Here is an 11,744-nt window from a genome sequence, read left to right as displayed (position 1 = left end):
CCCGGTCGGGCATGCCACGGGAGAAGAGGTACTCCGCCGGCGCCGCTCTCCGAGACGACACGACCAGCGCCCCGCGCCGGGGCGACGTCGGCCGCCGCGTCCCAGGCGGCCGACGGAAACGATCTGAGCGCCTGCAAGGACGCCGACTGCGAGGTCGGCATCCAGGCAGGCGACCGGCTCCCCATCGGCAAGCGGTTCGGCGTCCAGCGGCTCACCATCAGCGACCTCCGTCCGGACGAGGTCAGGATCACGCTCTTGGGCTTCTCGGGCGGGTTGCGTGTCGAGGGCATGAACGTCAGCGTCAGCGGCAACTGTGTCAACGGCCGCTGCCGCGACGAGGGCAAACTCACCCTGACCCCCGGTCACCCCGGCCGCATCAACGACATGCGGCTGGAGTTGAGCCACCTCGCCGGTGACCGCGCCGTTCTCCGGCTCTCGCCGAAGTGAGCGGGGTCCTACAGCGAACCGTTCTCCCAGGGGCCGGTGATGGCGAACGTGATGCCGGGCGACTGGATGTTGGCGAACAACCACCCGCCGTCCCTGCTGTCGAACACCGACCCGCACCACTCCGAACCGGTGTAGTTGCCGGGCGCCACGGACTTGCCCGGCACGCCGCCGGCCGGGATGACGACCGCGTTCTCCGCGAACGGGAAGATCTCCCCGTCGGTGGTGAGCCCGTGCAGGTACTCCACCCCGGACCCGTCCTCGCACAACACGATGCCGCCGCGCGGGCTGACGCAGATGTTGTCGGGGTTGTTCAGCACGGCGGCGTTCGGTGAGGCGAACAGCACCCGCATGGTGTTGCCGGCGATCTCGTACTCGAACACCTGGCCCTGACCGGCGGGGCCGCCGCTGGTGCTGACGATGTAGATCTTGCCGTCGTGGTACCAGGCGCCCTCGAGGCGGGCGAACGAGGCGCCGCCCTTGGCGATGCCCTGCCGGACGACGCTGGTCTCGTCCGCGCCGGGGTCGGGGTTGTCGATGGCGACCCAGCCGATCTCGGGGTAGGAGACGCCGGTGCCGTCCTTGTAGGTGATGTACGGCGATGGGCCGATCGTCATCATCTCCAGCACGCCGCCCTGCGCCAGGTCGCCCTTGACCTTCGGGCGGAAGCGGTAGAAGCCGCTGGGGGTGGCGTCCTCGGTCTCGTACACCCAGCCGGTCTCCGGGTCTACGGCCACGGCCTCGTGCGAGAAGCGGCCCATCTCCTTGTACGGCTTGGCGTCGCTGACCTTGTCGTGCGGCACCTCGAAGATGTAGCCGTGCCGGACGTCGCCGTTGATCTCCGTGGTCTCCTCGCACGACAGCCAGCTGCCCCACGGGGTCGGCCCGCCGGCGCAGTTGCGGATGGTGCCGCCCAGGCTCGCCCAGCTCTCCAGGAACTCGCCCTTGCGCGTGTCGAAGATCAGCGACGTGGTCCCGCCGCCGGCCGCCGGGTTGTAGGCGGGTTCGACGAAGGCGCCGCGGTAGCTGCCCACCTCGTGGTTGCGGACCAGGACCGTCCAGTGGCCCTTGCCCGCGCCGCCGGCGCCGCCGGCCTGCGTCCTGTCCTTGAGCGCGTCGCTGGGCTGGAACGCGGCCATGCCGTCGTGCGCGCCAGGCGTGGGACGACCGTCGCTCATCCGGTCGCCGGTCCAGCCGTGGGTCACGTACTCGAACCCGCGGGGCAGTTTGAGCAGCTCCAGGCCGGTGGTGTGGTCCTTCACCGGGGACAGCGGCCCGTAGTCGGGGCTGAAGGCCCGCTTCACCATCGTGGAGGCGTCCGCAGTGCGCGCGGACAGCGCCGCCAGCGGCCCGCCCGCCACCACGCCGAGGGTGGCGGCCGTCAGGCCTCTACGCAGGAATCCCCGCCGGTCGATGTCGCTCATGGTCAAGCTCCTTGCTCACGAGGGCGCCACTGGGTCGAACACCCAGCGAGTCACCCTCCTGCCTCCCGATGTCAGTACGGCGAAACGGAGATGTCCCACGCCTTAACGCGACCTGGGAAGCGCGAACGGGGCCGGCGCGAGGTAGGAAGAGAGAGACGCACAGGAGGAGTCGACGATGACGTCCAAGAGCCGTGAGGAACGCCTACGCCGATACTGGGACAAACATTCCGCCTCGTACGACCGGCAAATGGCGTTCTTCGACCGCCGGTTCTTCGGCGACACCCGTTCGTGGATCTGCGGGCAGGCCAGTGGCGACACGCTCGAGGTCGCCATCGGCACGGGCCTGAACCTGCCGCTCTATCCCGAAGGCGTCCGGCTGACCGGCGTCGAGTGGAGCCCGGCCATGCTGGGCCTCGCCCGGCGCCGGGCGTCCGGGCTCGGCCTGCGCGCGGACCTGCACGAGGGGGACGCCCAGGCGCTCGTTTTCCCCGATGCCACCTTCGACACCGTGGTGTGCACGTTCTCGCTCTGCGGGATCCCCGACCACCGGCGGGCGATCGGCGAGATGGCACGAGTGCTCCGGCCCGGCGGGCTCCTGCTGCTCGCCGACCACGTCGCCGCGTCACCCTGGCCGGTCCGCCTGGTGCAACGCCTGCTCGAAGTGGTGACCGTGCCCACGGGCGGCGAGCACTTCCTGCGCCGCCCCATCCGGCTGCTGCCCGAGCACGGTCTCGTCGTCGAACGTCATGACCGCTTCAAGCTGGGCATCGTCGAACGCCTCGCCGCACGCAAGCCTGCCTGAACGGGGGTCAGCGCTCGACGGCCAGCCGTACGCCGAGACCGATGAAGATGCCGCCGGTGGCGATGTCGACCTTGCGGCGGGCGGCATGCCGGCGGCGCAGCCAGCCGCCGATCCGCCCCGCGAGCACGCCCACCATGCCGTCCACCACGAACTCCAGCGCGATGAGGATGGCGCCGAGGATCGCGAACTGCAGCCAGACCTGGCCCAGCTCAGGGTTGATGAACTGCGGGAGGAAGGCGATCGTGAAGGTGACCATCTTCGGGTTCAGCAGGTTCGTCAGCAGTCCGCTGGTGAACGCCTTGCGACCGGGCAGCGCGCCCCCGACTGCCACGGTGATCTCGCTGTCGACGCCCTTGCGGTTCCGCAACATCTGCACGCCGAGGTAGATCAAGTACGCGGCTCCGACGACGCGCACCACGGTGAAGGCGACCGGCACCGCCTCGAAGAGGGCCGCCAGTCCGGCCGCCGCCACGGCGACGTGAATCGCCTCGCTCGTGGCCACCCCGGCCGTGGCGAGCAGACCGGCCCGCGGGCCGCCACGCATCCCGCAGCCCAGGACGAACAGCATGTCCGGCCCGGGAGTGATCATGGCGATGAGTGTGGTCATCGTGAAGAGCGCGAGAAGGTGCGAGTCGATAGGCATGAACACATCGTCTCAAATCGGGCGCGGCGGCTGGGGGCCGCCGATGATCTCTTCGCGGGTCAGGGCCGCCAGCACCTGTACGGCGCGCAGGAACCCGTGCCGGTCTTCCGCGGGCAACAGGGCGAGCAGCCGGTCCTCATTGGCCTGGATCTCGCCCTGGGCCGACCGGTAGAGCGCCCGGCCCGCGTCGGTGAGCGACAACAACCGGGCGCGGCGGTCGGCCGGGTCCGGCTCGCGCGCGATCAGCCCGGCTTCCTGGAGTTTGTCGAGTGTGCCGATGATCCGGGTCTTGTCGGCGCCGATGGCCTCGGCGAGCGCGGCCTGCGTACGGACCGGGCTGTCGCACAGGGCCCCGAGCACGGCGTAACCCCACATCGAGATCCCGTGCCGCGCCAGCACCGGGAGCTCGGCGGCGACGAGAGACCGGACCAGATGGTGCAGCGATGCGCCGAGGTCAGGGCGAGCCATACCTTGAAAATACACCTTTGACAGATAATAAGCAGGTTGAAATCATAAGCGCATGAATATATTTGGCAATGGTATCAAGCTGCTCCGCAATGCCGAGCTCGCGCAGAAGGTCGACTACGCCTACGCGTCCGTCGCGGACGCGCCAGTGCGAACGGTGTGGGTGGCGGGGGCCTGCCCGCTCGACGCCGACGGCCGGACGGTGGCGGCCGGGGACTATGCCGGGCAGACCCACCAGGTGATGCGCAACCTCGTCACCGCGTTGCGCGGGGCCGGCGCCACATTGACCGACATCGCGAAGACCACGGTCTATGTGGCGTCCTCCAGGCAGGCCGACCTGGTGGCGGCGTGGAACGTCTACCGCGAGTACATGGGCGCCCACGACGTGCCCAGCACTCTGCTCGGCGTGACGGTGCTCGGATACGAGCACCAGCTGGTCGAGGTAGAGGCGGTGGCGGTGTTGCCCGTTGAGCCGCTCAGGGCAGGTTGAGCGGTGTGGTCACGAACAACTCCCAGCCGTCCGAGCCGTCGAAACCCGTCCAGGCGATCACCGGACGGCCGTGACCGTCCAGCGCCATGGCCAAAACCTGACCGGCATCTCCCTGGGACGTCGTGACCGGGGTCGGCGTGCAGCGTGTCCCCGTGCAGGCGGCGACGACTATCCGTTCGCGGTCGAGGTCGCGGAAGGCCACCAGCGCCCGCCCGCCCCGGTCCAGCACCATCGCCAGGGCTCCGTGGTCGTGACCGGGCTCGGACAGCGTGGCCCTGCCGGCCTGTGAACATTCGCGGGTGCGGCAGTCGAGCAGCTTGATCGCGCCGTCGGCCGAGTCGCGGTAGGCGATCAGTGGACGGCCGTCTGGGCGGATCACCATGGCGGTTTCCGCACCTTCCGGACGGCCGGCGGAGGACTCGGGCGCACCGCTCCGGACGGGCCGTCCCATGCGTGCCTGGACGCAGGCGGGGTCGTCACACGAGATCACGTAGATCGTGCCGGTTTCGCGGTCGACGCGGACCAGGACGGGGCGGTCGTCGGGGCCCACGCCGGCGAGGAGGCCGTGTCTGTCGAGCACGAATGTGTCGGCGGGCAGCTTGGCGACCTCCTTCGTGCGCGGACGGGTGCAGGCCGGATCGTCGCAGGTGGTGATCAAGAGCACCTCCCTGTCGACGTCGTTGTCTTCCAGCGGGAGCTCGTGGAGCTGAGCGACCAGCAGGCCGCCGCCGGGCCGTGCCGCCAGGGCGGCCATCCTGTTCCGGGTCGCCCACGTCACCTCCGTGATGGGCTTGCCGCCGGGCGCCGGGGCGCAGGCCATCGCGTCGCAGATCAGCAGCCCGAGCCGGGCGCGCCAGTTCTCGTCCAGCTCCCGTGCATCCTCGTCCACCGCCCAGGTGGTCACGACGATGCGGCCGTCCGGCAGCCGGGCACTTGCCGCCGCGGGCTCATGATCGACGTTGACCGGCTCGGCCCAGGAGAACCGGGTGCCGGCGCACCTGCTGTCCGCGCAGGTCAGCAACCTCGCCTCAGCGAGATGGTCCATGAGCATGACCATGCGCCCGCCCTGCCCCGCGTGCAGGGCTTGCAGATCCGACCAGCCGAGCCTCGGCTTCGGACGCCCGTCCTCCGCGGACTCCTCGTGGCCCGGGTTGACCACCCAGTTCTCCGTGACGGCCGTCTGGGAGACCTCCAGCCAGCCGAGCGGGTTGACCAGCACCGCGCCCCCGTACAGGAGGCTCGGCAGGAGGAGCGTCGCAAGCACCGGCACCGGCCTGGGCGGACGCGGCGCGCTCTCGGGCAGGCCGTCGACGACCTCATGGAACTCGGCGATCGTCCCCTTGATGACCAGACGGTGCAGGTACAGGCGCGCGATCACGGCCGAAACGACCAGCACCGCCCCCGACCACACCAGCACTGGCGTACCAGGCGTGCCGATCAGCTGGAATCCCCCGTTGACCACCGCCGCCGCCCCGTCCACGACAGAAGCCAGCGCCAACGCCGCGAGCAGGCCGATCGGCAGGAACACCGGCAGGCCAGGCACCATCAGCCCGAGCAGGTGCCGCGCCGCGAACGCGTAGGCCAGCCAGAGCACTCCGCCGCGCCGTGTCTCGGCCCGGGCCTCCATGTGGCGACCCTCTCCGAGGGCGGGGCCCGCACTGGTGAGCCGGCTCATCGCCGGTCCCGTCGCCGCAGGTGGAACCAGTCTTGGGCGGGTTCGGTGAGGCGTTGCGTGGCACCCACGTCCGCTACCAGAAGGCCGAGCACGCCCCACCAGAATGCGGGTTCGTCCAACAGTTGATCAGGCCCGGACATGGAGGCCTCCAACGGAGGGGTATGGCGTGAGCCTAGATTCCGTGGTGTGCCGTGCACGAGGCCGAAGACCTCATCGGCATCGGATCGAACCCGCGGCGGGACGGGTTCCGTACATCAGTTCCGGGCGCGGACGGCGTCGATCGACTCGGCCACCGCGGTGACCCGGTGCGCGGCGGCGGCGATCACGGGGTCGCCGGACGCGTGCGCGGCGCATCTGCCGGCGATCTGGTGCAGCCGCTCGGCCAGCACCGTCCACGCGGCCTCCCGCCAGGGGACCACGTTGTCCATCAGGTAGTACATCTCGAAGGCCGGTCCCGCGGTGCGTCCCGGATGCGCGGGACCCACCGGCCGCCGGGCCAGTTCGGTGCCGAGCGGCCGCAGCACTCCCGCCATCATCGTGATCGCCGCGTCGATCAGCACGTCGAGCTCCTCGTCGCTCTCGTCGGTGTGGGTGAAGAAGCGCGTGAGCAGCCACAGGATCGCCTCGTACGCGAGGTTGCACAGCTCGGCCAGCGCCAGCGTGCCGGGGTCGCCGATCAACGTCTGCGGCTCCCGCACGTCGAAGGGCTGGCGGGTGAACGCGCCGAGCGCGGGATGGGCGGGCTCGAAGTCCGGATCTGCGGCCCGCAGCGCGGCGTACTCCTCCCAGATCTTCAGGAAGCGGCCGTAGTGCGCGTCCTGCCAGTCTCCCTGCGCACCCTCACCCTGCTCGATGATCTCGTCGATGGCCGCGCACGCCGACTTGAGGTCGGTCACCGCCACCATCTCCGGCCAGTGGAACAACTCCGGAGTGGCCTGCGCCCTCGGCGAGCCGCAGAACACCTGCTCCTCCCCGACACCGGCGACCAGAGCGGTCAAGCCGTCCTTGATGCCGCGATAGAGATGCCCGACGGTGGCGAACTCCTGCGCCCGGGGGAAGATCTCGCCCGGCACGATGGGCTCGGGCGGCGGATCACAGGAGATGAATCCGGCCGCGTCCTCCCGCCGCATGCCCTCGGGCCGTTCGAGGAAGAGGAAGTGGGTCAGGGGCCGCCTCGCCGAAGGGTAACAACCGCATCTGGATCGAGGGCGGGAACGGGCCGCACGACTGCGGGAAGTTGGGCCGGCCGAAGGTGGGCGCGGCGCCGATGGCCGCCATCAGGTTGGCGACCAGCGCGAGATGGAGCATCTCCTGTACGGCGATGCCGTGGAGCTCCTTGCGCCAGCGGTCGACCACGGCCTGCTGCTCGCCGGTGAGCCCTTCGGTCTTGAGGCTGAACTCGGCGAACAGGTACTGACACATGATCATGTGCTCGAGCTGGGAGGCCTGGATGAGCAGGTACCACACGTGCTCGCGGTGCTCGATGACGATCGGGGGCTCAGTCATGAATTACAGAATTACACAGGATGCCACCCTCGTCACCGTCACGCCGGCGGCGACGGAACAGGGCGCCGGTAAGCGCCGGGCGGGACGCCGTACTCGCGCTTGAACGCCTTGGCGAAGGCGAACTCCGAGGTGTAGCCGACACGTTCGGCCACCGTCCGCACCGAGGCGCCGGGCTCGCGCAGCAGCCGGCCCGCGCTGGTCATCCGCCACCACGTCAGGTACGCCATCGGCGGCTCCCCGATCAGCGTGGTGAAGCGCTGCGCGAACACCGATCGGGACAGGCCGCTGCGGGCCGCCAGCTCCGCCACCGTCCACGGATGGCCGGGCCGGGCGTGCATGTCGTGCAGGGCCCGGCCGACGGCGTGGTCGGCGAGCGCCCGCGCCCACCCGGACGGCGTGTCGTCGGCGGTGGCCCGCTCCTCCACCCAGGCACGCAGGAGGTACAGCAACATCGCGTCCACCAGGGAGGGCACGATCCCGTCGCCACCGGGACGGGGCCGGGCGAACTCGGCGGCGAGCAGGTCGACGAGGCGGCCGAGCTCGGCGTGCGCGGACAGGCGCACGAGCCGGGGCAACTCGCGCATCAGGGGATGCGGCCGGGCGCGGTCGAGCTGGTACGCGCCGCAGAGCAGGATCGTCCGCGCTCCGGGGCCGTCGACGTGGACGCGGCCGATCGGCGAGGAGGGATCCGGGCGTTCGGGGGCGAAGTCGGTCAGCGGGGTGTCCGGGGCGTCGGCCAGGGCGTGCGCGCTCCCATCGCGGAGGAAGACCACGTCGCCGGGGCCGAGCGCGAGCGGTGGATCGTCGCCGGGCGGCAGGAGCACGCACGTGCCCTCGAGCACGACATGGAACGACGTGCCGGTGATCGCCGGGAAGCGCAGGCCCCAGGGAGCGCGGACGTCGGTACGCGCCGAGCGGGTGCGGCCGGTTCGCATCGCGGCGAGCGCGTCAGAAAGCACGTCCATGAGACAGGACTATAAGACATGTTCTCCGGATTCTGAGGCATTCATCGTCCGATCTCCAGCTCCTACTCTCGTCTCAGACGAAGGGAGAAGCATCATGAAGATTCTGGTGATCGGGGCAAGCGGAAAGACCGGCAGGCCGGTGGTGGAGGCGCTGGCGGAGCGCGGTGTGGAGGTGCGCGCGGCCCTCCGCACCCCCGCCCCGGACGGGGTGCGTTTCGACTGGGCCGACCCCGGCACGTGGCAGGAGGCGCTCCGGGGCGTCGACGCGTTGTACGTGGTCGGCCCCTACATGCACCCCGACCGGCCGGGCCTGGTCGGGGACCTGCTGGCGGCGGCGCCGCACGCGCGGCGGGTCGTGCTGCTGTCGGTGCTGGGCGTCGAACTGCTGCCCGACACGATCCCGATGGCCAGATGGGAGGCGGACGTGCGGGCCTCGGGGAAGGAGTGGACCACCCTGCGGCCGAACTGGTTCCAGCAGAACTTCGGCGAGGGCTTCGCCGCATCCCCTCTGCGCGACCTCGGAGTGCTGGCACTGCCGGCCGCCGACGCCCCGGTGGGCTTCGTCGACACCCGCGACATCGCGGAGGTGGCGGCCGCCGCACTCACCGAAGACGGCCACGCGGGCCAGGTCCACGTCGTCACCGGCCCGGAAGCGCTCACGCACTCCCAGGCGGTGCGGATCCTGGGCGAGGCCGCCGGCCGGGAGCTCCGGTACGCGGCCCTCGACCCGGACGAGCACGTGACCGGGATGCGGGCGGCGGGCCTCGACGAACGTTCGGTCGCCTGGCAGCGGGGCCTGTTCCAGCTCATCCGCGACGGCCGCAACGCCGTGGTGACCGACACGGTCGAACGCGTCACCGGCCACCCGGCGCGGCCGCTGGAGGCGTACGCGCGTGAGCAGGCGCCCGTGTGGCGGCGTCCGCCCCTGCCGCCCGCACCACGCCCGTGAACGCGCCGGTCGCCGCTGCTCGACGGCGGTCAGGACGCCCGGTGCGCACCCGCCTACCAGCGGTTGCGGGCCTCCTCCGCCCAGCCGGTCAGGCCGTCGAGATCCACCCAGGTGCCGTCGCCGGCCTGGGCCCGCCCGGAGAAAAGGCCGAAGCACTGGTGCGTCTCGCTGCCGACCAGCCCCAGCTCGGTGCGGGACACCTTCTCATGGAACGGGTGGAACTCCACCTCGGCCCGCGGGCCGGTGATCCGCCACGGGCGCAGCCAGTCGCCCCGGTCATAGGACCACTCCAGCTCATCGCCGATCTTGTGCAGCCGGCCCGCGACGAACAGCGCGTTCTCGGTCGAGCCGGTGCCGTCGGTCCACCTGCCGCCGAGCTGGATCGCCCGGCCGGGCCCGCTGCCGGCGGCCCAGTTCCACGTGACCGAGTACGGCCACTTCCCGCGTCCGTGGTCCAGCACCGCGAACGAGTCCGACTCGGCGATCGTGACCTCGCGCGACTCCAGCCGCAGCCGCCCGCGCACCGGGCGGCCGACGTCCTTGACCGTGTACTGGAACCGGTTCGGCCCCCACGGCACCACCACGCCGAGCGATTCGTGTCCCTCCGGCAGCGGCACCTCCAGGTCCATCTCGACACCGGGCGCGACAGCCCGGATCACGGTGCCGTCCGGTCCCTGGCGTATGTCGATCGCCACGCCACCGCCGCGTACGAACGCCGTCCCGGCTCCGCTGCGCTCGGGGAACGAGGCGCCGCGGGCCAGCGGCACCACCGCCTCCTCGCTGATCTCCACGCCCGTGGCCCGGTCGAGCACGTAGACGCCGTGGACTCCCGCGTAGTCCAGCGAGGAGGCCACCAGGCCGATGATGTGGCGGGGCGTGACGATCCCCCAGTACTCCCAGCGCTTGCGCCGCCCCCATCCGCGCAGGTTCGCCCGGTGCAGGGGCCTGCGGGTCCAGCCGACCGCGTCGGGGTTGAGGCGACCGTCCGGCAGGCACAGGTCGACCGGGACGGTGATCTCCCGCTCATGGGTGGTCATGGAACCTGCGCCTCTCGGTGATCGGGCGGACGAGGTCGGCGGGGCGCTCGATGCCCCGCGCTGGGGCCGTCTTGGTGGGGCGGTCGATCACGAAAGCCACACCCCGGTGTCGGCGGGCAGCAGGTCTCCATCCAGCGGTCCGCTGGCGAGCAGGACGTCGCGGCGCCGGAGCAACGGCACCGGCTCGGCGCCGAAGTTCACCATGAGCGCGAAGCCGGGCTCGCGGCTGAAGGCCAGCACACCTGGCGGGGAGTCCAGCCACGTCAGATCGCCGTCGCCGAGCGCGGGATGGCGGCGGCGGATGGCGAGCGCGGCGCGGTAGAGACGCAGCGTGGACAGAGGGTCGGCCTGCCGCCTGGCCACGGTCAGCGCCGCCCAGTCCGCCGGCTGCGGCAGCCACGTGCCGCGCGTGCCGAACGCGTACGGCGGGGCAGTGCCCGACCAGGGCAGGGCACCCGGGAGCCGTCCCTGCCGATGAACGCGCGCAGGGTGCGCTCGAACATGGGATCCTGCCTCGGCATCGATCAGGACCTGGTCCGCGCCCCGACTCCAGAGCTGCTGCTCGGCCAGGTGGCTCATCGAACACTGCGGATCCTCCAGATCAGGCAGGCCCCCAGGGCGGCGAAGCCCGCCGCGACGGCGTACATGAGCGGATAGCCGCCCGCCGAGGTGACCAGGGGCGCGGCGATCACCGGCCCGAGCGTGCCGGAGGCGGAATTGGCCAGGCTCACGATGCCGAGGTCCTTGGCCCGGTCGGCGTCGGCGGGCAGGAGCTGGGTCACCATGGCCTGGTCGACCGCGGCGAACATGCCGTAGCCCGCGCCGAGCAGGACGCTCGCCACGATGGCTGCGCTCCAGCTGGTCAGGAACGTCAGGACCAGCCCGGCCGCGGCCATCGTGAGGCCGCCGGCGAAGACGGCGGGCCTGCGGTTTCCTGACCGGTCCGACAGCCAGCCCGCCAGCAACGTGGGCGCGACGCTGCTCAACGTGAAGACCGCCACCAGGACCACGACGCCCTGCTCCACGGTGGAGCCGGGGAATAGCCGCTCGTAGCCGACGGCATCGCGCAGGAAGTACTGCAGATAGCCGATCGCCATCGCGAGCGTGAGGGTGATCATGAGGCGGCTCGTCCAGGCCCAGGCGAAGTCGGGATGCCTGCGCGGGCTCACCCAGAGGCTTCGCAGCAGGGACGTCAGGCCGAGCGGCGGGAGACCGGCAGGATCGGCGGGGGGCTCGCGGGTGAACAGGCCGAACGGCAGCACCAGCAGCAGCACCAAGGCCGCCATTGCCAGGAACCCCGCCCGGGGCCCGGTCGCCAGGACGGTGACCACCACCCCGCCCAGC

Annotated in this window: 13 protein-coding genes and 1 pseudogene; 4 read left to right on the top strand and 10 right to left on the bottom strand. The window is 71.2% G+C overall.

Features of this window, described 5'->3' with window-relative positions:
- Positions 1–447, top strand: a pseudogene (locus ETD86_RS56165) (hypothetical protein); the annotation flags it as partial.
- Positions 448–455: 8 nt separating this feature from the next.
- On the opposite strand, the gene ETD86_RS47610 reads toward ETD86_RS56165, so the two are convergent.
- Positions 456–1,868: a PhoX family protein gene (locus ETD86_RS47610; RefSeq protein WP_138673227.1), complete on the bottom strand. Its 1,413-nt coding sequence runs from the start codon at positions 1,866–1,868 to the stop codon at positions 456–458.
- A gap of 175 nt (positions 1,869–2,043) precedes the next feature.
- On the opposite strand from ETD86_RS47610, the gene ETD86_RS47605 reads away from it, so the two are divergent.
- Positions 2,044–2,670 carry a class I SAM-dependent methyltransferase gene (locus ETD86_RS47605; RefSeq protein ID WP_138673226.1) on the top strand — a complete coding sequence of 209 codons (627 nt, stop codon included), beginning with the start codon at positions 2,044–2,046 and terminating at the stop codon, positions 2,668–2,670.
- A gap of 7 nt (positions 2,671–2,677) precedes the next feature.
- Here the strand turns inward: ETD86_RS47605 and ETD86_RS47600 are convergent, their stop codons facing one another.
- Together ETD86_RS47600 and ETD86_RS47595 are read right to left on the bottom strand one after the other, a co-directional pair.
- A complete protein-coding gene (locus tag ETD86_RS47600; RefSeq protein WP_138673225.1) occupies positions 2,678–3,313 on the bottom strand; it encodes a LysE family translocator in 636 nt (211 codons plus the stop codon).
- 12 nt (positions 3,314–3,325) lie between these two features.
- Positions 3,326–3,781 (bottom strand): MarR family winged helix-turn-helix transcriptional regulator, encoded by a 456-nt coding sequence (locus ETD86_RS47595; RefSeq protein ID WP_138673224.1) that lies wholly within the window; start codon positions 3,779–3,781, stop codon positions 3,326–3,328.
- Between the two features lie 52 nt (positions 3,782–3,833).
- Between ETD86_RS47595 and ETD86_RS47590 the strand changes: the two genes are divergently transcribed.
- Positions 3,834–4,268 carry a RidA family protein gene (locus ETD86_RS47590; RefSeq protein ID WP_138673223.1) on the top strand — a complete coding sequence of 145 codons (435 nt, stop codon included), beginning with the start codon at positions 3,834–3,836 and terminating at the stop codon, positions 4,266–4,268.
- Here the strand turns inward: ETD86_RS47590 and ETD86_RS47585 are convergent.
- From ETD86_RS47585 to ETD86_RS47570, 4 genes are all read right to left on the bottom strand, one after another.
- Positions 4,255–5,895, bottom strand: a complete 1,641-nt coding sequence (locus ETD86_RS47585; protein ID WP_138673222.1) for a hypothetical protein — start codon at positions 5,893–5,895, stop codon at positions 4,255–4,257. The two genes, ETD86_RS47590 and ETD86_RS47585, sit on opposite strands and share 14 nt — an antisense overlap.
- Positions 5,896–6,197: 302 nt before the next feature.
- The gene (locus tag ETD86_RS47580) at positions 6,198–7,073 is read right to left on the bottom strand and encodes a ferritin-like domain-containing protein (protein WP_138673221.1); all 876 of its coding nucleotides are present in this window, start codon (positions 7,071–7,073) and stop codon (positions 6,198–6,200) included.
- Positions 7,036–7,449, bottom strand: coding sequence for a ferritin-like domain-containing protein (locus ETD86_RS59455; protein WP_138673220.1), 414 nt, complete (start codon positions 7,447–7,449; stop codon positions 7,036–7,038). The genes ETD86_RS47580 and ETD86_RS59455 overlap by 38 nt, the downstream gene beginning before the upstream one ends.
- A gap of 38 nt (positions 7,450–7,487) precedes the next feature.
- The gene (locus ETD86_RS47570) at positions 7,488–8,414 is read right to left on the bottom strand and encodes an AraC family transcriptional regulator (RefSeq protein ID WP_138673219.1); all 927 of its coding nucleotides are present in this window, start codon (positions 8,412–8,414) and stop codon (positions 7,488–7,490) included.
- 94 nt (positions 8,415–8,508) lie between these two features.
- On the opposite strand from ETD86_RS47570, the gene ETD86_RS47565 reads away from it, so the two are divergent.
- The gene (locus ETD86_RS47565; RefSeq protein ID WP_170223666.1) at positions 8,509–9,363 is read left to right on the top strand and encodes an NmrA family NAD(P)-binding protein; all 855 of its coding nucleotides are present in this window, start codon (positions 8,509–8,511) and stop codon (positions 9,361–9,363) included.
- Between the two features lie 53 nt (positions 9,364–9,416).
- Here ETD86_RS47565 and ETD86_RS47560 read toward each other — a convergent pair whose 3' ends face one another.
- The 3 genes from ETD86_RS47560 to ETD86_RS47550 all read right to left on the bottom strand — a co-directional run.
- The gene (locus ETD86_RS47560) at positions 9,417–10,400 is read right to left on the bottom strand and encodes a DUF2804 domain-containing protein (protein WP_138673217.1); all 984 of its coding nucleotides are present in this window, start codon (positions 10,398–10,400) and stop codon (positions 9,417–9,419) included.
- An 87-nt stretch (positions 10,401–10,487) separates the two neighbouring features.
- On the bottom strand, positions 10,488–10,979 hold the full coding sequence (locus ETD86_RS47555; RefSeq protein ID WP_211370759.1) for an alpha-amylase family glycosyl hydrolase: 492 nt from the start codon (positions 10,977–10,979) through the stop codon (positions 10,488–10,490).
- Positions 10,976–11,744 (bottom strand): MFS transporter (locus ETD86_RS47550; RefSeq protein ID WP_170223665.1); only part of this gene is annotated, 769 nt, incomplete at its 5' end. The genes ETD86_RS47555 and ETD86_RS47550, both read right to left, overlap by 4 nt.

It is taken from the genome of Nonomuraea turkmeniaca (assembly GCF_005889735.1).
GTDB classification, from domain to species: domain Bacteria; phylum Actinomycetota; class Actinomycetes; order Streptosporangiales; family Streptosporangiaceae; genus Nonomuraea; species Nonomuraea turkmeniaca.
Note: the sequence above shows the minus strand (reverse complement) of the source record. Positions and strands in the feature narration are given on the sequence as shown.